The 21,391-nt window shown below is 54.2% G+C and carries 26 protein-coding genes; 24 read left to right on the forward strand and 2 right to left on the reverse strand.

Features of this window, described 5'->3' with window-relative positions:
* Positions 1–449 precede the first annotated feature (449 nt).
* The 11 genes from ACTVDO_RS03190 (at position 450) to ACTVDO_RS03240 (ending at position 9,169) form a co-directional block, all read left to right on the forward strand.
* Positions 450–689 (forward strand): DUF1146 family protein, encoded by a 240-nt coding sequence (locus tag ACTVDO_RS03190; RefSeq protein WP_041267804.1) that lies wholly within the window; start codon positions 450–452, stop codon positions 687–689.
* Between the two features lie 13 nt (positions 690–702).
* Complete coding sequence (locus ACTVDO_RS03195) at positions 703–855, forward strand: hypothetical protein (RefSeq protein WP_442901009.1); 153 nt, start codon at positions 703–705, stop codon at positions 853–855.
* A gap of 173 nt (positions 856–1,028) precedes the next feature.
* Positions 1,029–1,784, forward strand: coding sequence for a YwmB family TATA-box binding protein (locus ACTVDO_RS03200; protein WP_020961491.1), 756 nt, complete (start codon positions 1,029–1,031; stop codon positions 1,782–1,784).
* A gap of 31 nt (positions 1,785–1,815) precedes the next feature.
* Positions 1,816–3,120: a UDP-N-acetylglucosamine 1-carboxyvinyltransferase gene (gene murA, locus ACTVDO_RS03205; protein ID WP_020961490.1), complete on the forward strand. Its 1,305-nt coding sequence runs from the start codon at positions 1,816–1,818 to the stop codon at positions 3,118–3,120.
* Between the two features lie 283 nt (positions 3,121–3,403).
* A complete protein-coding gene (spoIID, locus tag ACTVDO_RS03210) occupies positions 3,404–4,432 on the forward strand; it encodes a stage II sporulation protein D (protein ID WP_442901010.1) in 1,029 nt (342 codons plus the stop codon).
* Positions 4,433–4,558: 126 nt separating this feature from the next.
* Positions 4,559–5,452, forward strand: a complete 894-nt coding sequence (locus tag ACTVDO_RS03215) for a peptidoglycan DD-metalloendopeptidase family protein (protein ID WP_442901011.1) — start codon at positions 4,559–4,561, stop codon at positions 5,450–5,452.
* Between the two features lie 163 nt (positions 5,453–5,615).
* Positions 5,616–6,065, forward strand: coding sequence for an Lrp/AsnC family transcriptional regulator (locus ACTVDO_RS03220; RefSeq protein ID WP_442901012.1), 450 nt, complete (start codon positions 5,616–5,618; stop codon positions 6,063–6,065).
* A 161-nt stretch (positions 6,066–6,226) separates the two neighbouring features.
* Positions 6,227–7,831: a gamma-glutamyltransferase family protein gene (locus tag ACTVDO_RS03225; RefSeq protein WP_442901013.1), complete on the forward strand. Its 1,605-nt coding sequence runs from the start codon at positions 6,227–6,229 to the stop codon at positions 7,829–7,831.
* Between the two features lie 25 nt (positions 7,832–7,856).
* Complete coding sequence (locus tag ACTVDO_RS03230) at positions 7,857–8,438, forward strand: chromate transporter (protein ID WP_020961480.1); 582 nt, start codon at positions 7,857–7,859, stop codon at positions 8,436–8,438.
* Entirely contained in the window at positions 8,435–8,971 is a 537-nt protein-coding gene (locus tag ACTVDO_RS03235) for a chromate transporter (protein WP_442901014.1), read from the forward strand. The genes ACTVDO_RS03230 and ACTVDO_RS03235 overlap by 4 nt, the downstream gene beginning before the upstream one ends.
* A gap of 45 nt (positions 8,972–9,016) precedes the next feature.
* The gene (locus tag ACTVDO_RS03240) at positions 9,017–9,169 is read left to right on the forward strand and encodes a hypothetical protein (protein WP_442901015.1); all 153 of its coding nucleotides are present in this window, start codon (positions 9,017–9,019) and stop codon (positions 9,167–9,169) included.
* Here the strand turns inward: ACTVDO_RS03240 and ACTVDO_RS03245 are convergent.
* Positions 9,156–9,665, reverse strand: coding sequence for a BsuPI-related putative proteinase inhibitor (locus ACTVDO_RS03245; protein ID WP_442901016.1), 510 nt, complete (start codon positions 9,663–9,665; stop codon positions 9,156–9,158). The two genes, ACTVDO_RS03240 and ACTVDO_RS03245, sit on opposite strands and share 14 nt — an antisense overlap.
* A gap of 310 nt (positions 9,666–9,975) precedes the next feature.
* On the opposite strand from ACTVDO_RS03245, the gene spoIIID reads away from it, so the two are divergent.
* The 10 genes from spoIIID (at position 9,976) to ACTVDO_RS03295 (ending at position 16,975) form a co-directional block, all read left to right on the forward strand.
* Entirely contained in the window at positions 9,976–10,239 is a 264-nt protein-coding gene (spoIIID, locus tag ACTVDO_RS03250) for a sporulation transcriptional regulator SpoIIID (protein ID WP_008880665.1), read from the forward strand.
* A 104-nt stretch (positions 10,240–10,343) separates the two neighbouring features.
* Positions 10,344–11,345, forward strand: coding sequence for a rod shape-determining protein (locus ACTVDO_RS03255; protein ID WP_020961476.1), 1,002 nt, complete (start codon positions 10,344–10,346; stop codon positions 11,343–11,345).
* A 124-nt stretch (positions 11,346–11,469) separates the two neighbouring features.
* On the forward strand, positions 11,470–12,300 hold the full coding sequence (locus tag ACTVDO_RS03260) for a flagellar hook-basal body protein (protein ID WP_020961475.1): 831 nt from the start codon (positions 11,470–11,472) through the stop codon (positions 12,298–12,300).
* A gap of 21 nt (positions 12,301–12,321) precedes the next feature.
* On the forward strand, positions 12,322–13,143 hold the full coding sequence (locus tag ACTVDO_RS03265; protein ID WP_442901017.1) for a flagellar hook-basal body protein: 822 nt from the start codon (positions 12,322–12,324) through the stop codon (positions 13,141–13,143).
* Between the two features lie 12 nt (positions 13,144–13,155).
* Positions 13,156–13,518: a DNA-directed RNA polymerase subunit beta gene (locus tag ACTVDO_RS03270; protein WP_442901018.1), complete on the forward strand. Its 363-nt coding sequence runs from the start codon at positions 13,156–13,158 to the stop codon at positions 13,516–13,518.
* A 50-nt stretch (positions 13,519–13,568) separates the two neighbouring features.
* Positions 13,569–14,006, forward strand: a complete 438-nt coding sequence (gene fabZ, locus ACTVDO_RS03275; RefSeq protein ID WP_020961472.1) for a 3-hydroxyacyl-ACP dehydratase FabZ — start codon at positions 13,569–13,571, stop codon at positions 14,004–14,006.
* 158 nt (positions 14,007–14,164) lie between these two features.
* The gene (locus ACTVDO_RS03280; RefSeq protein ID WP_442901019.1) at positions 14,165–14,545 is read left to right on the forward strand and encodes a hypothetical protein; all 381 of its coding nucleotides are present in this window, start codon (positions 14,165–14,167) and stop codon (positions 14,543–14,545) included.
* Between the two features lie 150 nt (positions 14,546–14,695).
* Positions 14,696–15,439 carry a YveK family protein gene (locus ACTVDO_RS03285; RefSeq protein WP_442901020.1) on the forward strand — a complete coding sequence of 248 codons (744 nt, stop codon included), beginning with the start codon at positions 14,696–14,698 and terminating at the stop codon, positions 15,437–15,439.
* Positions 15,420–16,121 carry a CpsD/CapB family tyrosine-protein kinase gene (locus tag ACTVDO_RS03290; protein WP_442901021.1) on the forward strand — a complete coding sequence of 234 codons (702 nt, stop codon included), beginning with the start codon at positions 15,420–15,422 and terminating at the stop codon, positions 16,119–16,121. The genes ACTVDO_RS03285 and ACTVDO_RS03290 overlap by 20 nt, the downstream gene beginning before the upstream one ends.
* Positions 16,122–16,189: 68 nt before the next feature.
* On the forward strand, positions 16,190–16,975 hold the full coding sequence (locus ACTVDO_RS03295) for an SGNH/GDSL hydrolase family protein (RefSeq protein ID WP_442901022.1): 786 nt from the start codon (positions 16,190–16,192) through the stop codon (positions 16,973–16,975).
* A gap of 32 nt (positions 16,976–17,007) precedes the next feature.
* Here the strand turns inward: ACTVDO_RS03295 and tagU are convergent, their stop codons facing one another.
* Complete coding sequence (gene tagU, locus ACTVDO_RS03300; RefSeq protein WP_442901023.1) at positions 17,008–17,946, reverse strand: polyisoprenyl-teichoic acid--peptidoglycan teichoic acid transferase TagU; 939 nt, start codon at positions 17,944–17,946, stop codon at positions 17,008–17,010.
* 230 nt (positions 17,947–18,176) lie between these two features.
* Here tagU and ACTVDO_RS03305 point away from each other — a divergent pair, with 230 nt between their 5' ends.
* From ACTVDO_RS03305 to ACTVDO_RS03315, 3 genes are all read left to right on the forward strand, one after another.
* Positions 18,177–18,944 (forward strand): tyrosine-protein phosphatase, encoded by a 768-nt coding sequence (locus ACTVDO_RS03305; RefSeq protein WP_442901024.1) that lies wholly within the window; start codon positions 18,177–18,179, stop codon positions 18,942–18,944.
* Between the two features lie 499 nt (positions 18,945–19,443).
* Positions 19,444–20,820 carry an AAA family ATPase gene (locus tag ACTVDO_RS03310; protein WP_442901025.1) on the forward strand — a complete coding sequence of 459 codons (1,377 nt, stop codon included), beginning with the start codon at positions 19,444–19,446 and terminating at the stop codon, positions 20,818–20,820.
* Positions 20,798–21,361, forward strand: coding sequence for a hypothetical protein (locus tag ACTVDO_RS03315; RefSeq protein ID WP_442901026.1), 564 nt, complete (start codon positions 20,798–20,800; stop codon positions 21,359–21,361). Before ACTVDO_RS03310 ends, ACTVDO_RS03315 begins: the two co-directional genes overlap by 23 nt.
* Positions 21,362–21,391: the final 30 nt, after the last annotated feature.

Below are 21,391 nucleotides of genomic sequence, written 5' to 3' on the forward strand. Positions count from 1 at the left end.
GTGGACCTTTTTTCGAGAGAGGGTGTTAGCAGTTAAACCATTTTTATAACGATTTATACAACTCTATGCGTAAATAATAAAATTTTATGGCATTATTTATGTATAGGGTGATTGCGATGGAGGATGACAGTATTGGCAAATGGAGCAAATCTGTCAACGCTGCAACGTAGACATGGAAATGATCGACCAAACAGAGCCAACCAAGCCAAGAAGAGGATAAGGGAGTTAAAAGCTGGAGAAGCGTTTGCACCGATTGCAGCGCCAATGCTCAAGAAAGTATGAAATGAATAAAATTCAAGAGAAAGGTGGTGCAATCCGTTACGTCAAAACACGCAACACGGCAAAACTCGAAAGACAGATGCAGAAGATACGGATTCGATTGGAACATAAACGCGTGGACTACGAAAACCTTGTAGAGTTTTGTAAGTTTTGCGTAACGGTGGAAAGCGGTGATGTCAATCATTGGCCAACAGGCATTGGTTGCGATTATCGTTCATTTGGCGTTTATGGCCGTGACGTGGTGGACGCTCCAAGCGGTGCGGATTGATCTGTTGCTGAAGCCAAACCGCGTCGTCCAAGGGCGGCTGTTGTACATTTTGCTCACGATTGCCATCGGCTCAACGGTCGCGAACTTTTTCCTTGACTATTGGGCATGGTCAACTGATTTGCCGTATTTGTTCCGCGATTGAGGGGAGCGGGTGGTTGGAATCCGCTCAAGCAAAGCCGCCAAAGCCGCTTTTGTCGCATCGTGTCGGCTTATCTTCCGCCCAAGCCCTGTTTTTGTTCCGTTCGCCGCTCCCCTGCATCTGCTCGATCGCCACACTTCCACAAGCGGTGCGCCTTACCGCCTTCTAGTGCCCGCCGCACGCCCGGCCGCGGGCTCCTTCCCCCTTTGTGAGCGGCGTTGCCCGCTCGCTCTTTTTTTATGCATGAAAACGATTTCAAAAATCATCTGTTGTCGATTTTTTTGACGTATGTTCCCTTGCCTGGTGGCAACAATAACAAGTAAGGAGAGGAAGGGAACGAAGATGAGAAAAAAACAGATCAAATGGCTGATGGCGCTCATGCTCACAAGTCTGTTTTTGGCCGCATGGCAGTACCGGACGGAAGGTGCGCGGGGAGACGAATGGTCGGTACCGATGGAAACAATGGCACATACATTAACGCAACACGGTGCCTCACTTGGCCGCTGGGTCATTTACACAAGAGAGTATGCCCACGATATTCAAAATGATGCGGACTTTTTCAAAAAAATGGCCGAACTGAAACAAACGTATCGTTCGTTTCGCTGGTCGTTCAGCCGCACAAGTCATTGGCAAAAAGCGATCGGCAAACGCGAACACCCCTTCTTTCAAGAACAAATTCAGCTCGTGATGACCGTCACAAATGGGACGCCGCAAACGTATATCCTCTATGAAGCAACTGGCCCTACATGGAGCCAAACTAGGTGGAAAGAAGCAGCACAACACATTCGAGAAAAGACGAACGGACTATTTGTGAACGATCCTACATTTTATGCTTGTATTGAAGGCGAGTTCAATGGTAATATGAAAGGTGGTTTGTTCAACCAGGCCTCTCAATTGCTGCGAGACTTTCAAGCGACGCCTGTCGAGTGGTTGCGGGAAGAGTCATTTGTCTCCCTGTCTGCATATACTGGGCAGTGGAAGAACGTTCTCCCGGCCGCCAATCACCAGAAGATGAACATGCAACTCGCCTTGAGAGAAAGATTGGGCGGCAAGACGCGCGTCGTTGTTGGAACCCCAATCATTACCATTGAATATTAATATAGAGAAATTGGACGCGGAGGGGAATACCTTGGAAAAGATCATCGTCCGTGGCGGAAACCGGTTGAGCGGCACCGTCAAAGTGGAAGGTGCAAAAAATGCCGTTTTGCCCGTCATCGCTGCCACCTTATTAGCGACTAAAGGAACAAGTACGATTCATGATGTGCCTGCTCTTTCCGATGTATATACAATCAGCGAAGTGCTCCGCTATTTAGGCGCCGATGTGCGCATCGCCGGCAATGCCGTGATGGTCGATGCCACCGGTCCGTTGACGGTGGAAGCGCCGTTTGAATATGTGCGGAAAATGCGCGCTTCCGTGCTCGTGATGGGACCGCTGTTGGCGCGCAACGGCCGAGCCCGTGTTGCGCTGCCGGGCGGTTGTGCCATTGGTTCGCGCCCGATTGATCAACACTTAAAAGGCTTTGAAGCAATGGGCGCCTCCGTGAAAGTCGGCAACGGCTTTATTGATGCAGAAGTGAACGGCCGTCTCCGCGGCGCCAAAGTATATTTGGACTTCCCAAGCGTCGGAGCGACAGAAAATATTATGATGGCAGCCGTGCTCGCGGAAGGCATGACCGTGATTGAAAACTGTGCCAAAGAGCCGGAAATCGTTGATTTGGCGAACTTTTTGAATGCGATGGGTGCCAAGGTGCGGGGCGCCGGCACGGGCACGATCCGTATTGAAGGGGTCGACGAGCTTGTCGGTACGGCGCATACGGTCATCCCGGACCGCATCGAAGCCGGCACGTTTATGGTCGCCGCCGCCATCACGGGCGGCAACGTCCTCGTGCAAGGGGCGGTTCCCGAACATTTAAGCTCACTTATTGCCAAGCTGGAAGAAATGGGCGTGACGGTCATCGAAGAGGAAAACGGCGTGCGTGTCATCGGTCCGGAAACGTTGAAAGCGGCCGATATTAAGACGATGCCATACCCTGGATTTCCGACCGACATGCAGTCGCAAATGATGGCTCTCTTGTTAAAAGCGGAAGGCACCAGCATGATCACGGAGACCGTCTTTGAAAACCGCTTCATGCATGTGGAAGAATTCCGCCGGATGAACGCCGATATTAAAATTGAAGGACGCTCCGTCATTATTAACGGCCCGTGCCAGCTGCAAGGCGCCGAGGTGGCGGCAACGGATTTGCGCGCTGCGGCTGCTTTGATTTTGGCCGGCCTCGCAGCGGACGGCTACACGCGCGTGACCGAGCTGCGCCATCTTGACCGCGGCTATGTCCGCTTCCACGAAAAATTGGCGGCGCTTGGCGCCGATATTGAACGCGTCCGCGAAGAAACGGAACAACTTGACCAAGTCCAAGCGATCGAATGGAACGGATAATGGCGAAAAACGACCGTGAACTACCGTTGGTAGGGAATGGTCGTTTTTTTGCATTTCCTGGCCGCCCCTTCCTTGGCCAACGTTAGCCCCCGCTTGACCGGCCAATGCCACCCCTCCGCGTTTTGACCGCAAAATCCGCTCGTTCAAGGATGGGAGGGAACGTGAAAGAAAACTGTCATATATACTTGTCCGAGCCCATAACTATAGTAACGAACCGAAGCCATGCAGGCATTGATTCATGATGTCCGCTTGCGCTCGAAAAATGCATATTGGGGGCTCGGCTATGGTGAAACGACTAAAACCAGTAATCGTACTCGCACTATGCCTATTTGTCGCCATCCTCGTCATTCCGGCGGCGCTCGTTCTACCATTTTACGACGGGAAGGTGGCAAAATTGGCCGAACAACTGCACAAGCAAGAACAACTCCAACGTTCGCAGGCAGCCGAAGGGCCGTCCGTTGACGTGGCGGTCTACCGAAGCAAAGAACAACGCGTAGAAAGAATTCCTCTCGAACAATATGTCATTGGCGTTGTAGCGGCGGAAATGCCGGCTGAATTTGAACTCGAGGCGTTAAAGGCACAAGCGCTGACAGCCCGAACGTACATTGTCAAACAGCTGCTTGCCAACCAGCCGTTTCGCCTGCCCGAAGGCGCAAACGTGACAGATACGGTGACACACCAAGTGTATTACAGTGATGACGAACTGCGGAAGCTATGGGGAAGCGACTATGACTGGAAAATGAAAAAAATAACGAAGGCGGTTTTGGATACGCGCGGACAAATTTTAACGTACAACAATGAACCGATCGAGGCGCTCTTTTTTTCCACAAGCAACGGGTATACTGAAAATTCAGAGGCGTATTGGCAAAACGAGTTTCCGTATTTAAAGAGCGTAGCCAGCCCGTGGGATACACAATCGCCGAAGTTTTATCAGCGAAAAACGATGACCGTTGCGGAATTTGAACGGCGTCTTGGCGTAACGCTGTCCGCCGACGGTTCGGTCGGCGTCATTTTATCACGCACGCCCGGCCGCCGCGTCGGTGAAGTGAAAGTTGGCGGCAAGACGTTTACCGGGCGCGAGGTGCGTGAACGGCTCGGCTTGCCGTCAACCGATTTTACGTGGGTGCGGAAAGGCGATGACATCATCATCACGACAAAAGGCTACGGTCATGGCGTCGGCATGAGCCAGTATGGTGCCAACTTTATGGCCCAAGAAGGGAAAACGTACGCCGACATTGTCAAACATTATTACCGCGGCGTCCGCATCTCCTCAGCGACTGCTTTTTTGAATAAGTTGACCGTGAAAAAATAACGGAGCGTCCGCTCCGATTTTTTTTGCATAAAACGAGGCCGAATGTCAAAAAATAAGCAAAAAAATTGTTTGCGGCGTGTATATCTTTTCCTCTTTCTGTTCAAAATGGTTGCTGAGGTGATGAACATGAGAGAGGAACAAAAACAACCGTCGCTGAAGCGTTTCTTTCGCAAACGTTGGGTATTTCCGGCTATTTATCTATCTTGCGCGGCGTTGATTGTCGCCGGCGCGCTCTGGTTCCAGGCGGACAAACAGGAGAACGCGGGCGAAAACGACGTGGCGAAAAACGGCACCGCCGAGCAAGAAAACCCGGCCATTCCGGTCAATGAAGCGGTCGAAAACATCGCGATGCCTGTGCTCGATCCGAACGCAGTACAAGTGAAAACACCGTTCTATGACGAAAAAGCATCGGAACAAGAACAGGAAGCAGCCCTCGTCTTTTATGATCATACGTACCATCCAAACCAAGGGATCGACCTTGTGCGCCAGGACGGCAAAACGTTTGACGTTACGGCTGCATTAAGCGGCACGGTCACGAAAGCGGAAAAAGACCCGATTTTAGGTTACGTGGTGGAAATCAACCATGAACAAGGGGTCACGACCGTCTATCAATCGCTCGCTGACGTGAAAGTGGAAGCAGGCGATACGGTGAAACAAGGCGAAGTGCTTGGCAAGGCAGGGCAAAGCGAATTTAACAAACAAGCGGGCATCCACGTCCACTTTGAAATTCGCAAAGACGGTAAACCGGTCAACCCGATCGACTACGTCGATAAACCGTTGACCGCTTTGACCGACAAAGCCGAAGACAACGCCGGAACGGATAACGCCAACGCAAGCGAAGAGAAGAAAGCGACGCCAAGCGACGAAACAGCGCCGACGCAAGACAACCCGGCGAACGAAACGGAACAAACGCCGGCTGACGAAAACACAACGGCGCCAAACGACGACCAACAAGACCAACATGATGATGCGTCTTCCTACAAAACGCCAGACGCCTCGATCGGCATGGCAAGAGCCTAACCGACATAGCGCTTGACAAAGAAAAAGGCCCTCTGTTTGCCAGGACAAACAGAGGGCCTTTTTTCCGTTCAAGGGGGAGCGCAACCGAAAGAAAGAGTTTCCAACGCACCGCTTCAACCGATATAATGATAGAAAAATGGATACGTAGGCGGGTGACGATGCAGTGAAACTAGACGACATTGACCGCAAAATCCTGGAGATGTTAATTGAAGATGGCCGCATGTCCTATGTCGACATCGGCAAAAAGCTCAACTTATCGCGCGTTGCCGTCCGCGAGCGGGTCAACCAGCTCGTCAAACACGGTGTCATTGAAAAGTTTACCGTTGTCATCAATTCGGAGAAATTCGGCAAACAAGTGTCGGCGTTTTTCGAGGTCGACTGCGAGCCGGCGTATTTGGTCGAAGTGGCGCAAAAGCTGGCGGAGAATCCGAACGTGGCAAGCTGCTACCAAATGACCGGCCCGAGCACGCTCCATATGCACGTCCTTGTCGAAGACTTTGCCGCCCTGGAAAAATTCATCAACAACGAGCTGTACGCCCTAGAAGGCATCACGAGAGTGGAGAGCCATATTTTGCTGCGCCGCTTCAAGAGCCGGACGGGGTTGAAGTTGTAGCGGCTATGAAGCAGCAAACTTTTTCGGAATATTAGACCTATTTCGCCAAACAAAGCTGGAAATAGTGCCCGTTTTCTTTTAAAATGGATGGAAAGAGGAAATATTCCGTTTGTTAAGAACTTGATTCAATTTACTTAACAAAAGAAAGGGGCATACCGGCCATGGACTACCTATACCACCCCTATCCGTCGCAGCGGATGACGGTGTTTGCGAAAAACGGCGTTGTCGCGACATCGCAGCCGCTCGCGGCCCAGGCGGGGCTTGACGTGCTGAAAAAGGGCGGTAACGCCATCGATGCCGCCATTGCCGCTGCCGCCTGTCTGACGGTCGTGGAGCCGACGTCGAACGGCATTGGCGGCGATGCGTTCGCCCTTGTTTGGACAAATGGGAAACTGTACGGGCTGAATGCGAGCGGCTATGCGCCAAAAGCGATTTCGATTGAAGCGTTGAAAGAGCGCGGCTATACCGAGATGCCGAAGTACGGCTTTGCCCCGGTGACGGTGCCGGGTGCGCCGGCGGCGTGGGCGGCGCTGGCGAAGCGCTTTGGCCGCCTGCCGCTTGCCGAAACGCTCGCTCCGGCGATCGCCTATGCGGAGAACGGCTACCCGGTATCGCCGGTGCTGGGCAAATATTGGGCGAACGCTTATCGGGTGTACAAAGAAGCGCTGAACGGGCCGGAGTTCGCCTCGTGGTTTGCGACATTTGCGCCGGGCGGCCGCGCTCCGAACATCGGCGAAGTGTGGGCGTCCCCGGACCATGCGGCGACGCTCCGCTCGATTGCCGAAACGGAGGCGGAAAGCTTTTACCGCGGCGAGCTGGCGGAAAAAATCGCCGCCTTCTCGAAGCAATACGGCGGCTTTTTGGCGGCGGACGACCTCGCCGACTATGAACCGGAGTGGGTCGAGCCGATTTCTGTCTCCTATCGCGGCTATGACGTGTGGGAAATTCCGCCGAACGGGCAGGGGCTTGTTGCCTTAATGGCGCTCAACATTATGAACGGCTTTGACGTGCCGAACATTCCCGATGTCGAGACGTACCACCGGCAAATCGAGGCGATGAAGCTCGCCTTTGCCGATGGCAAAGCGTATATCGCCGACCGTCGCTATATGGACTACAGCACGGATGAATTGTTGTCGGCATCGTTTGCCGCTATGCGCCGGGCGCAAATCGGCGCGGAGGCGCTCACGCCGGAGCCGGGCGCGCCGCCAAAAGGCGGAACGGTCTATTTGGCCGCCGCCGACGGCGACGGGAACATGGTGTCGTTCATCCAAAGCAACTACATGGGCTTCGGCTCCGGCCTCGTCGTCCCGGGCACGGGCATTGCCTTGCACAACCGCGGCCATAACTTCGCCTTTGACGAACGCCATCCGAACGGGCTGGCGCCAAGGAAAAAGCCGTACCATACGATCATCCCCGGCTTTTTGACCAAAGACGGCGTGCCGGTCGGACCGTTTGGCGTCATGGGCGGATTCATGCAGCCGCAAGGGCATTTGCAAGTGATCATGAACACCGTCGACTTCGCCTTGAACCCGCAAGCGGCGCTCGATGCTCCCCGCTGGCAGTGGACGGAAGGGAAAACCGTGCTCGTCGAGCCGCACTTCCCGCGCCATATCGCCGAAGCGCTCGCCCGCAAAGGGCATGACATCCGCGTGGCGTTAGACGGCGGTCCGTTCGGCCGCGGGCAAATCATTTGGCGCGACCCGCAAACCGGCGTGCTCGCCGCTGGGACGGAGCCGCGCACGGACGGGGCGGTCGCCGCTTGGTGAAATTCAAGATAAAGGAAGGACACCGATGAACCAATGGCATTTGTTTCTCGCCTTTTTCCGCGTCGGCATGCTCGGGTATGGGGGCGGGCCATCCTCGATCCCGCTCGTGCGCGCCGAGGTCGTGACGAAATACCGGTGGATGACCGATGAAGAGTTCGCGGAAATTCTCGCCATTGCCAACGCCTTGCCCGGCCCGATCGCGACGAAGCTCGCCGGTTATATCGGCCATCGCGTCGGCGGTCCGCTCGGGCTCGTGAACGCCGTCTTGGCAACAACCGCGCCAACCGTTGTGTTGATGATCGTGCTGTTGGCTGTGCTGTCCTCGTTCAAAGATACGCCATGGGTGGCCGGGATGACAAAAGCGGTAATGCCGGTCGTAGCGGTCATGTTGGCGGAAATGACGTGGCAGTTTGCCAAGCAGGCGCGCGCGGCCCTCGGCATCGGGCCGGCTGCGTTGCTGCTTGTCGCCTGCTTTGTCGCCTTGCAGTGGCTCGGGCTCCATCCGGCGCTGATTGTCGCCATTTTGCTGGCGGCGGCGTTTGTCGGGCGGGGAAAACGGGAAGCGGCGAACGGGAACGAGCGCGGTGAAAGGAGGGCGTCACCATGATTTATTGGCATTTGTTTCTCGCCTTTTTTTGGCCCGGCATTTTAGGCTATGGCGGCGGCCCGGCGTCCATCCCGCTTGTGGAGCACGAAGTCGTCGACCGCTATCAGTGGATGACGGTCAACGAATTCAGTGAAGTGCTAGCGATCGGCAACTCGCTTCCCGGCCCGATCGCCACGAAAATGGCCGGCTATATCGGCTACGAACAAGCGGGCGTCCTTGGCGCCGCCGTCGCCGTGTTTGCGAGCGTCGCCCCGTCGCTTATGTTGCTGCTGGCTCTTTTGCAGCTGCTGTACAAATGGAAAGATGCGCCGCAAGTGAAGCGCCTTACCGCCTACATCCGCCCGGCGATCGCCGTCATGCTTGGGATCATGGCGATCGACTTTTTTCGCGAGTCGTACGAAGGAGCCGGGCTCGTCCAAATGGTGTGTCTCGCTGCCGCCAGCGCCTTGTTGATGTTCGGCAAATGGCGCCTCCATCCGGCGTACGTCATCGCCTTGGCGCTCGTGTACGGGGCGGTGTTTCTCTCGCCATGAATGGCCTCTATGGCTAAAGAAAGATGGAAGGGATGCTTCCTCACAGTGACGGAAGCATCCCTCTTGTCGTCATTGTTGCCGTTGACAGGCGAACGGGCGCCCTCTCTCACCGGGCTGTTGGCCAACTCGGCACGAGCGGCGTTTGGCATGCGCCGCATGCGGCGGCTCCCGTTCACCCGAAGCCTCATTGCACCGTAAACGTCACTTTCGCCCGGGCGTGTGGCCAGTTTTTGTCGGCGAGCCACCACTCGAGCGTATACGTTCCAGGCTCCAGGCCGCGGAACGTCTCCTGGAACGACAGCTCTTCCCCTTGTTTTAACGTCCGCTCTTCGTAAATTTGCGCAAACATTTTCCCTTCGCTGTACTGCTTCACCTTTTGGCCATCGCGGTACAAAATGTAGTCATACTTTTTCGAGCTCGTAAACGTCACCGTTTGCACGCGCTCCGTTTGGTTTTTGACCGTAAACGTAAACACGTAAGCATCGTTTTGCGTTTCGTACGTGAGCGACGGCTCCAACGTTCCGGCGATGATCCCTTTCCCGCCGGCGGGGGCCGGTTTGCCCGCCGGAGCGGGGCCAAGCAAGTCGTCTTTCGCCTGCGGGCGCTCGCCGCCGCTGCTATACATAAACAGCGCGCTCGCCGCCGCCACCCCGGCCAACACGGCTGCGACGCCGATCATTTTTCCTTTGCCCATCCCAACTCCTCCTTTTTTCCTCTCTATACGTATAGTCGTTTCCCATTTCCCCTCCGTTACAAACCGCAAAAAATTGTGAAAAAACGGTTGTCCGCCTTGATATTTCTGGTATATATACCCGTTTTGTCTAATAAAATGTTACAAATTGAACAGCAATGAGAGTGGTTGAGGTGGGGATCGTTCACAACCGGCAAGCGACGCGGCGAAGATGCTTCTGAGACATCCAACGAAAGCGGCGCTCATCAGTGGCAAGACGAGTCTCATTTCACACTTCTCACTTCTCACATCCAACTTAGGGAGGGCGAGTGGTGTGCACGATTACATCAAAGAGCGTACGATCAAGATTGGCAAGTATATCGTGGAGACGAGGAAAACCGTTCGCGTCATCGCGAAAGAGTTTGGCGTGTCGAAAAGCACTGTGCATAAAGACTTGACTGAGCGGCTGCCGGAAATCAACCCGGAGCTGGCCCAAGAAGTAAAACAAATTCTCGATTACCATAAATCGATCCGCCATTTGCGCGGCGGTGAAGCGACGAAGAAAAAGTACAAAAAACAGGCCGTGAAAAACAATTAACTTTTTCCTTGCCATCTGCCGTTGGCAGTATCATTCCGGTCGCGGAATATGGTAAAATAACCAATTAGGAATGATTTCAGGGCAGAGGCAAGGAGGAGCAATGTATGTTTTCACGAGATATCGGCATTGACCTAGGCACGGCGAACGTCCTCATTTTCGTCAAAGGCAAAGGCATTGTGCTCAATGAGCCGTCCGTCGTGGCGATCGATAAAAACACGAACAAAGTGCTCGCAGTCGGCGAAGAAGCACGACGAATGGTCGGACGTACTCCTGGGAATATTGTTGCCATTCGGCCGCTCAAAGACGGCGTCATCGCCGACTTTGACATTACGGAAGCGATGCTGAAGCATTTCTTAAGCAAGCTCGACCTAAAAGGCTTTTTCGCCAAACCGCGCATTTTAATCTGTTGCCCGACAAACACGACATCGGTCGAACGGAAAGCGATCAAAGAGGCGGCAGAAAAAAGCGGCGGCAAAAAAGTGTACTTAGAGGAAGAGCCGAAAGTCGCAGCCATTGGCGCCGGAATGGACATTTTCCAGCCGTGCGGAAACATGGTCGTCGATATTGGCGGTGGCACGACCGATGTCGCAGTTCTCTCGATGGGGGACATTGTCACCGCCTCTTCCATTAAAATGGCCGGGGACAAGTTCGACATGGAAATTTTAAACTACATTAAGCGCGAATATAAGCTGCTTATCGGGGAACGAACGGCCGAGGAGATTAAAATCAAAGTCGCAACGGTATTCCCAGGCGCACGGGCCGAGGAAATCGACGTCCGCGGCCGCGATCTCGTCACCGGGTTGCCGCGCACGATCACCGTCCGCTCCGAAGAAATCGAACGGGCACTTCGCGAGCCGGTGTCATTGATTGTACAAGCTGCGAAAAGCGTGCTCGAGCGCACGCCGCCGGAACTGTCGGCCGACATTATCGACCGCGGCGTCATTTTAACGGGCGGCGGCGCCCTCCTGCACGGCGTCGATCAGCTGCTTGCCGAAGAGCTGAAGCTGCCGGTGTTCATCGCTGAAAATCCGATGGACTGCGTCGCCATCGGCACCGGGCTGATGCTTGAGAACATCGACCGCGCGCCGAAATCGCAGTTGGTGTAAAAAAGGAAAAGCGGGGGATGCGGCTGCTGCCCCCGCCCGCCTATAATGGAACTAACGAAGCCGCTCGCCCAAGCCGGCCGCGGCTTTTTGCAACGAATTTTCGTGGACAAGCGAGGTGGCTGCCATGCTAAGAGGATTGTATACCGCCGCCGGCGGCATGCTCGCCCAGCAGCGGCGCGTCGAGATGCTGACCAACAACTTGGCGAACGCCGAGACGCCGGGGTACAAAGCCGACGCGGCCGCGATGAGAGCGTTTCCGGAACTGCTCATGACCCGGCTTGAGGATGCGTCCTTGCCGTCGGCCCCGCCGCGCGCCGTTCCGACGCAAACGGTGATCGGGCCGCTGAACACGGGCGTCTATATGCAAGAACTCATCCCGAACTTTCGGCAAGGGGACGTGAACGAGACCGGGCTCGCGACCGATGTCGCCATCGTGGACGGACAAGTGCCCGCCGACCCGGAAAGCGGGCGGCGGGGCGCGCTTTTGTTTGCCGTCGAAAACGGTCAAGGCGACATCCGGTACACGCGCAACGGCCATTTCACCGTGAGCCCGGACGGCTATTTCACTACGCAAGACGGCTGGTATGTGCTCGATGACAACGGCGGGCGCATCGCCGTTCCGAACGAAACGTTCACCGTCCGCGACGACGGGACGATCATCGCCGAAAACCGGGAAATCGCCCGCCTCGGCGTCGTCTTCGCCGCCGATCCGCAAACGCTTGTGAAAGAAGGAAACGGCCTGTTCCGCAGCACGGCAGGCCCGCTGCCGCAGGCGCCCGGCAATGTGACGTACACGGTGAAACAACGCTTTCTCGAGCGGTCAAACGTCGACATTGAGCGCGCGATGACCGATTTGTTGGCCGCCTATCGGGCCTTTGAAGCGAACCAAAAGATCATCCAAGCGTACGACCGCAGTTTGGACAAGGCCGTCAACGAAGTCGGCCGCCTGAAATGATGACGAAAGGGGGACAAGCCCGTGCTCCGCTCCATGCTTACCGCCGCCAACACAATGAACGCCTTGCAGCAGCGGCTCGATACGATCAGCCACAACATCGCCAACAGCAACACCGTCGGCTTTAAACGGCGCGAGGCGAGCTTCGCTGAGCTCCTAACCGAGCAAGTCGACCGCCTGCCTGATGACGGAGCGCCGCGCCAAACGCCGCCTGGCGTGCGCTACGGCAACGGGGCGCGCCTCGCCTCGACGATGCTCGTACCCGCGCAAGGGGCGCTCATCGAGACCGGCCGCGCGCTTGACGTCGCCTTCACCGCCGCCAACCAATGGTTCCGCGTTCGCCTTACCGGCCAAAACGGGGCCGAAACGGTCGGCTACACCCGGGCGGGCAATTTTTCTTTCACGCCTTCCGCCGGCCGCCTCGCTCTAGTCACGAGCGACGGCCGTCCCGTGCTCGATGAAACGAACGCACCGGTCGAGCTTCCGGCCGGCACGAACCGCATCGAGCTGTCCCCGACCGGGACGCTGACCGCCATCGATGCGAGCGGCGCCATCGTCGCCCGCGTCAATCTTGGCGTCACCGCCATTGACCGGCCGCAGCTTCTCGAAGCGCAAGGCGACAACGTCTTCACCTTGCCGGCCGTCCCCGGCGCCGCGCGGGAATTGAATGGCGCCTTGCGCAACGACATCGCCATAAAACAAGGGGCTCTCGAGCAATCGAACGTCGACCTCGGCGAGGAATTGACCGGCATGATCGCGACCAACCGCGCCTACCAGCTGAACGCCCGCGCCGTTTCCATTTCCGAACAGATGCTCGGGCTTATCAACAACTTGCGCTCCTCATAAGGAGAGATCACCATGAGCAATGAAACGAAAAACGAACCGCTCTCCCGCGTCGCGCGGCGAAAGCAGCGGGAACAGCAACGCTCCGCCGCCAGCCCGCACGACAGCGGCGCGGCCGCTGCCTTGCCGGAAGAGCAACCGGCGGACAACGCGCACGAACCGCCATCCGAGGCTGGTGGCGCCAAGCCGCGCCGTTTCGCGCGCACGCGACTCATCCCGATCTGGCTTCGTCTCATCATCGTCGCCGCCTTGATGGCCTTAAGCCTCACCGTCGGCGCCATCATCGGCTACAGCGCCATCGGCGACGGGGCGTGGCTTGACGTATTCCGCCCGTCGACGTGGCAGCACATTGTTGACGTTGTTGAAAAAGGGACATAAGAGGATCTTGCGGCGTCACCGTTTTGATGCTAATGAAAAGGAGTGTTTCCATGCTTGACATCCAACAAATCCAGGCGATCATCCCGCACCGCTATCCGTTTTTGCTTGTCGACCGCATCGTTGAAATCGAAGAAGGAAAGCGCGCCGTCGGCATCAAAAACGTGAGCGCCAACGAAGCGGTTTTCGCCGGCCACTTCCCCGAATACCCGGTCATGCCGGGCGTCTTGATCGTCGAGGCGCTCGCCCAAGTCGGCGCCGTCGTCCTCCTGCAAAGCGAGGACAACCGCGGCCGCCTCGCTTTTTTCGCCGGCATCGACAACTGCCGCTTTAAGCGGCAAGTGAAACCAGGCGACCAAATTCGCCTTGAAGTCGAAATTCTCCGCGCCCGCGGCGCCATCGGCAAAGGCAAAGGCACCGCCACCGTCGACGGCGAACTCGTCTGCGAAACAGAGCTCATGTTCGCCCTCGGCGAGAAAACAAACGGCTGACCCACGCGCGCCCCTCTGTGGGCGCGTATATTCATTCCTCTAACCGCCACCTCCGCATTTGTTTCACCACCGATGTATGAAATGCGCTCTTCTGGGAAAGATAAACAAGGACCGGTCTTACATAAGGTCACAACAACACGAAGAAAGGAGAAGGTGCCATGAAAAACAAAACACTGCTGTTCAAACTGTTCAGCGCCGTCGTCGCCCTCTTTTTAGCGGCCGGATGCAACGGCGACAATGACAACGACAATCCGCCGCCGCCAAACAACGAACAAAACGATGTCAATGACAACGATGACAACGGCGTCAATGACATGGACATGAACCCGGCCGATGACATCAACCAAGACGATAACGCCGACAACGACGTTGTGCCGGGGGACAATAACAACGGCGACCTTGTCCCGGGCGACAACGGTGACAACGACTTGGCGCCGGGCAACGACGTGGGCGACGATGAAAACGACCGGAACCCGGACCCGGAAGACCCGATTGAAGACCCGCAAGACGCCAACGACCGGGATAATAAAGACGAATAACGACAAAAGGCTGCCTGCCTGGGCGGCCTTTTTAAATTGGGGAAATTTAGTACTGATTTCGGCTAGATATGTCTTCATATATTCGCTATAATGGGAATGGTTCGTCCGCTGTCGAATCATGCGGGCGGGTGATGATAGGGGGGGTACACAATGGAAGAAACAATCAGCCTGCGCGAACTGTTCGAAACGTTGCGCAAACGGCTTTGGCTTATTGTCTTGATCACCGCGCTGGCGACCGTTGTAAGCGGTGTGGTCAGCTATTTTCTATTAACGCCAATCTACCAGGCATCGACACAAATTCTCGTCAACCAGGCGAAATCTGAGCAGCAATTCTACAACTTCAACGAAATCCAGACGAACGTGCAGCTCATCAACACGTACAGCGTCATCATCAAAAGCCCAACCATTTTGGAAAAAGTGAAAAACGAATTAAACCTTGACCAGACGCTCGACGAGCTGAACGGACAAATCCAAGTCTCAAGCGAAAAAGACTCGCAAGTGTTCTCCGTCACCGTCCAAGATCCCGATCCGGCCATGGCGGCGAACATCGCCAACAAAACAGCCGAAGTGTTCAAAAACGAAATCGTCAAAATCATGAACATCGACAACGTGACGATTCTCTCGAAAGCGGAAGTGAAAGAAAACCAAACCCCAGTCAAACCGAAGCCATTGCTGAACATGGCCATCGCCTTTGTCGTCGGCCTCATGACCGGCGTCGGGATCGCCTTCCTGCTCGAGTACTTGGACAACACGATCAAAACCGAAGAAGACGTCGAAAACCATCTCGGCTTGCCGGTGCTCGGCGCCGTCAGCTTGATTGCCGCTGACAGCGACCAAAAAACAAAGACGAACACGACCATTCCGCAAACAAGAGGTGAAACCATTGGCTCGTAAAAAACAAACCCGAAAAACAGAGCGAAGACTGATCGCTGTTGACAATCCAAAATCGCCGATTTCCGAACAATACCGGACGATTCGGACGAACATTCAGTTTTCGTTCGTCGATCAGCCGCTTCGTTCGTTTATCGTCACCTCGACGGGCAGCGGCGAAGGAAAATCGACAACGGCCGCCAACTTAGCTGTCGTGTTCGCCCAACAAGGAAAAAAGACATTGCTCATTGACGCCGACTTGCGCAAACCGACGGTCCATTACACCTTCCGGTTAAACAACTACATGGGATTAACGAACGTTTTGACGGGCTCGGCGCCGCTGTTGCCGACGTGCCAGGAGACCGAGATCGACCATTTATCGATCTTAACCTCCGGCCCGATCCCGCCGAATCCGGCCGAGCTCCTTAGCTCGAACGCAATGGCCCAATGCCTTAAACAATTGTACGAAACGTTCGACCTTGTCATCTTCGACACCCCACCTGTCTTGGCGGTAACGGACGCACAAGTGCTGGCCAACCAATGCGACGGCACCGTCCTCGTCATCGAAAGCGGACGAACGGAAATTGAGGCGGCCGTCAAGGCGAAAGAGCTGCTCGAAGCCGCGAACGCCAAGCTGCTCGGCGTCGTCTTGAACAAGCGGAAACATCGCGACGGCGGGTATTATTATTACTACCAATACAAGTAACAACGAACGGCTTCCCCAACGCGTGGGAAGCCGTTCATGCGATAGAGAAACGAAGGGGGAGAGAACGGTTGAAAAACGTTGTGTTGATTGTCATTGTCGCCGCAGCCTGCCTCACTTTGATCGTCGCGAGCCATTTCTACTGGGAACAAAATATCGCCGCGGTAGTAAAAGAGGCGCGCGCCAAAATGGAAACGACGTCCAAACAAGACGAAATGGCCCATAAAGCAGAAACGGTGCTCGCCCGCGCCAAGCAACTGCCCGCCGCAGCACAACATGTCATGAAACAGGCGGTCAACGAAAACCGCCCGATCCGCCTCGTGATCGCCGGTTCGGAGTCCACCCCGGAGAAAGGCGGTTGGCCTGATTTATTCAAACAAGCCCTCGACGAAGCATACGGAAAGGGCGTGTTCGATATCACTGTCCATGAATATGAAGGGTTCACCACAGCCGATGCCGACGAACAGCGCATCGCCGCCGACTGGGCGGAGGAACAACCCGATCTTGTGTTGCTAGAACCATTTCTCTTAAACGACAACGGAGTCGTCACGATCGACGATTCGCTCGAACATATTCAAGCGATGATCGGGCAACTGAAAAATGCGGCCCCGAACGCGGTCGTGATGTTGCAGCCGCCGAACCCGATCGCCAATGCGACGTACTACCCCCAACAAGTCGCCGCCTTGCAAGCGTTCGCCAAAGAGAACGGCTATACATACCTCGATCATTGGCCCGCCTGGCCGGATGATGAAAGCGACGAATTCGCCACCTTCATCGACCCGGACAGCGACTTGCCGACGAAAGAAGGCACCAAACGATGGGCCGAGGCCTTGGCGAAATACTTTATTGCTAAGTAAAGACGCGCACCCGTTTAGGGTGCGCGCCTCATTTACCGCGACGCCGTCGCCTTCAGTTCCAAGTGCTCTTTTAATTCGTTCGAAATCGCCAGACGCTCGCTCTCCGGCACAAGCAAGTAATAAATGCCATTAATCTTCGTTCCCCGGCCAGTAATATGAAGCTGCTTGATTTGCTTGCGGGCGTCTTTGTAATTCTCCTGAATGTCTTTCATCTCATCAAACGTCAAATTCGTCTTAATGTTTTTCCCAATCGCCGCGAGCACATCACTGTAGTTTGCGAGCGACGAGAAGCTCGCCCCTTTTTCAATAATCGCTTGAATAATTTGCTTCTGCCGATCCTGGCGCCCGAAATCGCCGCGCGGGTCGTCATAGCGCATGCGCGAGTATTTCAACGCCTCCGTGCCGTTTAACGTAATTTCCCCTTTCGGGAAGTGCGTGCCCTCATACGTAAAGGCGAACGGGTTGTTCACCGTCACCCCGCCGACCGCATCGACGATGTCGCGGAAGCTTTCCATGTTGACTTTAATGTAATAGTCAATCGGAATATCCAAAAAATGCTCAACCGTCGCCATCGTCATCTCCACCCCGCCAAAGGCGTACGAGTGGTTGATTTTATCTTCCGTCCCTTTCCCGACGATCTCGGTTCTGGTGTCGCGCGGCACGCTCACCATCTCAATCGACTGCTTGTTCGGATTCACCGTCATGACGATGAGCGTATCGGCGCGCCCTTTATCCCCTTTGCGTTCATCGACGCCAATCAACAAAATCGAGATCGGCGTTTTCCGTTCGAACGACACTTCTTCTTGGCGCTTCTCCGACTTCCAGTTTACTTGTTCATGCATCTCATTGGCCGTTTGTTTCACATGATGGTAAACGGAATAGGCAAACACTCCTACCCCGGCAAGCAACACAACGAACAGCCCCGCCAGCCAGCGGATCCATTTCTTCTTTTTTCGCCGTTTTGTTCGCATCGGTACTCTTCCTTTATCATAAAAAATGTCTCACAACACTTCGATTATAGACCGTTTTGCCTCAGAAAACAACTGGAAGACAAGCAGAACGGTTGCCACTCCTATCCTCAACCGGTGGAATTTTATTTCCACTTCGACAACATTCGACAGTTTCCAACCATTGATAGCCCGTTTTTCCTATGTTACCATAATAGTTGTTTAGTAGAACGAAAAAGCGAGGAGGAGTGACGATGATCGACATTCATAGCCACGTTTTACCAGGTGTTGACGATGGAGCGTCGACAATGGAAGACGCCATCGCCATGGCGCAAGCGGCAGCCAGCGAAGGGATTGCGACGATCATCGCCACTCCCCATCACCGAAATGGGGCCTATGACAACCCGAAATCGTCCGTCTTGCCATTGGCGGCGGAGCTGAACGACGAATTGAAACGGCGCGGCATCGCCTTGACCGTCCTGCCAGGCCAGGAAGTGCGCCTGCACGGCGACCTTTTGGATGGCTTCCGTCGGCACGAGGTGATGACGCTTGCCGATACACCGTATATCTTAATCGAATTTCCGCCCGATCACGTGCCGAAATACGCCGAACAGCTGCTCTTTGACATGCAAGTGAACGGGCTCATCCCGATCATCGCCCACCCGGAGCGAAACGCCGAAATCATCGAGCAGCCCGAGCGATTGTACCAGCTCGTCAAGCGCGGCGCCCTGGCCCAGCTGACCGCTTCGAGCGTCACCGGCCATTTCGGCAAGAAGATCAAAACGTTCTCGTTCCAACTGATCGAGGCGAACTTGGCCCATTTCATCGCCTCCGACGCCCATAACATCACGAACCGCCCGTTCCGCCTGCGCGCGGCGTACGAAACGGTCCGCAAAGAATTCGGCACCGAGGCGCTCTACTACTTCCGCGAAAACGCCGAACTGCTCGTCCGCGGCCAAGCCGTATTCCGCGACGAACCGGAGCGGGTGAAAAAAAAGAAGAAGTTTCTAGGACTCTTTTGAGAGATTTTATGCTATGATGGCATTGGATAAGGAAGGGGTCAACCCGTTTCTGTTTGTTTCACTGTCGAAAATTGACTGACTTTGCTTATAGAAATCGGTCAAGCATTGTCGACAGAAGGCGCAATATGGCACAGCGAACAACAACGGTTCTTTCTTTAAGACGACTTGGTCACACAACAGGACATCGATGGCGGTGACTGCCTTGTCTTAAAGATTGACCGTTTTCTTCTTGTTTTCTATTTTCTTGTCGGTGATGTCTCCTTACCGTTATCAACGGAGGCACTCGGCCATGCCGTGGGTGGGGACGATGACGGTCCCGGCACCTTAGACGCCCGTCGTCGAGGGTGTGGCGTGAGGGCGGGTTAGATGCCCGATGTTTCACTCATTTTTGGATCCCATCCATGATTATTAGAAAGGCGTATCGTTTATTAGAAAGGCCTATCGTTTATAATAGAAAGATAGAGGATTTGTTATTTGTGTAAAGAGAGGCGATACGCGCATGGAACAAACTTGGACATTAAAGGTCGAGCGATTTGGAAAGATCAAACAAGGAGAAATTGAGATTGCCCCGCTGATGTTGTTTGTCGGTGACAACAATAGCGGCAAAAGCTATATGATGTCGCTTCTTTGGGGAGTATTGTCCGAGGGGCGAAAACTATTTCCCAAAGACCCTCCGGCCACGCCAGTGTATAAGGAAATTGATCGTTTTCTTGAAGCCGCGATTGGCCATGAATGTTTCATCAGAAACCATGAAGCACAACAATTTGTCCAATGGTTTAATGATGTCCTGCGAAACAAAAAAAGTGAGTTGATTCGAACGGTTTTCCGCCGCAAAATTCCGATTGGTTCGTTAAGCATCGAGCGCTACCGCCGCTCTGAACCGTTGCGAATCATCTTTGACAAGAAAGATTCCCTCCAAGGTGCTCGTTTTTCGACGGGGAAACATTATATTCGCATCCCGTATACGGAGCGAAGCAAAGGGCAAGCGACCGAGCGATATCGCATGGCTCAATACATTACATGGAATTTGCTGATGGATGGGCTTACATCGCCGTTTTACCCGCCATCCCGACAAGGCGGCATTCAAGGGCGAGCCACTGGCGAAGCGTTGTATTTGCCTGCTTCGAGAACAGGATTCATGTTGGCTTACAAAGCGCTCGTTCAAGAAATGATGGAACGGATGATCAACGAAGGACATGAAGAACCGTCCCTTGAATTCACTTTGCCTGTATACCGATTCTTGCAGGCGTTGTTGCGCTTGGAGGAAAGTGGGCAGTCCAAATACGCGGATATCGGACAATTCATTGAAACCCAGATTGCCAACGGGATCATGGCTCAGGAAAAAGGGCCCATTCCATCGTTTTACTATTGTCCGCAAGGCAAACAGGAGCGCCTGCCGTTGTACGTCACATCGTCGCTTGTAACGGAACTGTCTCCATTGATTTTATTTTTAAAATCGAAGACAACGTATCGTTCGCTCTTTTTCGAAGAGGCAGAAGCGCATCTGCATCCACGCGTTCAGCGCGTATTAGCGACTGCGCTCGTCAAACTGGTCAACCGAGGCATGCCTGTATGGTTGACAACCCATAGCGATATTTTGTTCCAACAGGTGAACAATTTGATCAAACTGCACCATCATCCAAATAGGGAACAGTTGATGAAAACATATGGTTATGTGGATGAAGATACCCTTGATCCGAAAAAGGCAAAGGCTTATCAATTTCGCCTTGAGGGGCAGGATACTATCATTACACCGCTCATTCCGACGGAAAACGGCTTTCCGGCCGAAACATTCAATGAAGTCATTTTACAGTTGAATGAAGAGACATATGCATTTCAGGTGGGGGAAGAGGATGGAGAGTCTCAAATACCTTGAAAAAAGCTTTTATGAGAAAACGGGGGAAAAAGGCGGAACATTGTATGTAAGGGAGCAGGAGACATCTGGAGAAGCACAATTAACGCTCCGCTGTTCGAATGAGACAGTGGTATTTTCAATTAAGCCAAACAGCGGCTTTCCGTATTTTCGTACAAAAAACACCCCCGATGGCATCGTTTTTGTCAAAAGAGAAGAACTTCATTGGGAACTGCACATTTTTGAATGCAAGAAAACTGTACGAGAAGACAATTGGGAAAAGGTGAAACGGCAGTTTGAAGGCGGCCTCCTCCATGCCCATATGTTGAGAGGCCTTTTGAACCTTCCGCCTTTTTCGAAAATCTGTGTGTACACCGTATACCGCCATGATCGATTATTGACGAAATCGCCGAATCCCAGTTTGCTTCGGCAACCGGTGGGGAAAGCCGTGAAGAAGCTGCCGTATATGGATTGGAACGACCGATGCCTCTTTATTTTGGAAAATGAAGTTCCCCATCATCACATTCAATTGGATGACTCCGGACAAGGAGAATATACGTTGTAACGTTTTCCTACCCCGCCATGCGATCATCAA

Origin of the sequence: Geobacillus sp. BK01 (assembly GCF_052220245.1) — a bacterium.
Classification (GTDB): Bacteria; Bacillota; Bacilli; order Bacillales; family Anoxybacillaceae; genus Geobacillus.

What these genes read in the sequence shown, in the direction of transcription:
- ACTVDO_RS03200 (WP_020961491.1), top strand. Translation starts at nt 1,029, where the DNA reads ATGAGAAAAAAACAGATCAAATGGCTGATGGCGCTCATGCTCACAAGT.
- spoIID (WP_442901010.1), top strand. Translation starts at nt 3,404, where the DNA reads ATGGTGAAACGACTAAAACCAGTAATCGTACTCGCACTATGCCTATTT.
- ACTVDO_RS03215 (WP_442901011.1), top strand. Translation starts at nt 4,559, where the DNA reads ATGAGAGAGGAACAAAAACAACCGTCGCTGAAGCGTTTCTTTCGCAAA.
- ACTVDO_RS03225 (WP_442901013.1), top strand. Translation starts at nt 6,227, where the DNA reads ATGGACTACCTATACCACCCCTATCCGTCGCAGCGGATGACGGTGTTT.
- ACTVDO_RS03230 (WP_020961480.1), top strand. Translation starts at nt 7,857, where the DNA reads ATGAACCAATGGCATTTGTTTCTCGCCTTTTTCCGCGTCGGCATGCTC.
- ACTVDO_RS03235 (WP_442901014.1), top strand. Translation starts at nt 8,435, where the DNA reads ATGATTTATTGGCATTTGTTTCTCGCCTTTTTTTGGCCCGGCATTTTA.
- ACTVDO_RS03245 (WP_442901016.1), bottom strand. Translation starts at nt 9,665, where the DNA reads ATGGGCAAAGGAAAAATGATCGGCGTCGCAGCCGTGTTGGCCGGGGTG.
- ACTVDO_RS03255 (WP_020961476.1), top strand. Translation starts at nt 10,344, where the DNA reads ATGTTTTCACGAGATATCGGCATTGACCTAGGCACGGCGAACGTCCTC.
- ACTVDO_RS03260 (WP_020961475.1), top strand. Translation starts at nt 11,470, where the DNA reads ATGCTAAGAGGATTGTATACCGCCGCCGGCGGCATGCTCGCCCAGCAG.
- ACTVDO_RS03270 (WP_442901018.1), top strand. Translation starts at nt 13,156, where the DNA reads ATGAGCAATGAAACGAAAAACGAACCGCTCTCCCGCGTCGCGCGGCGA.
- fabZ (WP_020961472.1), top strand. Translation starts at nt 13,569, where the DNA reads ATGCTTGACATCCAACAAATCCAGGCGATCATCCCGCACCGCTATCCG.
- ACTVDO_RS03280 (WP_442901019.1), top strand. Translation starts at nt 14,165, where the DNA reads ATGAAAAACAAAACACTGCTGTTCAAACTGTTCAGCGCCGTCGTCGCC.
- ACTVDO_RS03285 (WP_442901020.1), top strand. Translation starts at nt 14,696, where the DNA reads ATGGAAGAAACAATCAGCCTGCGCGAACTGTTCGAAACGTTGCGCAAA.
- tagU (WP_442901023.1), bottom strand. Translation starts at nt 17,946, where the DNA reads ATGCGAACAAAACGGCGAAAAAAGAAGAAATGGATCCGCTGGCTGGCG.
- ACTVDO_RS03305 (WP_442901024.1), top strand. Translation starts at nt 18,177, where the DNA reads ATGATCGACATTCATAGCCACGTTTTACCAGGTGTTGACGATGGAGCG.
- ACTVDO_RS03310 (WP_442901025.1), top strand. Translation starts at nt 19,444, where the DNA reads ATGGAACAAACTTGGACATTAAAGGTCGAGCGATTTGGAAAGATCAAA.
- ACTVDO_RS03315 (WP_442901026.1), top strand. Translation starts at nt 20,798, where the DNA reads ATGGAGAGTCTCAAATACCTTGAAAAAAGCTTTTATGAGAAAACGGGG.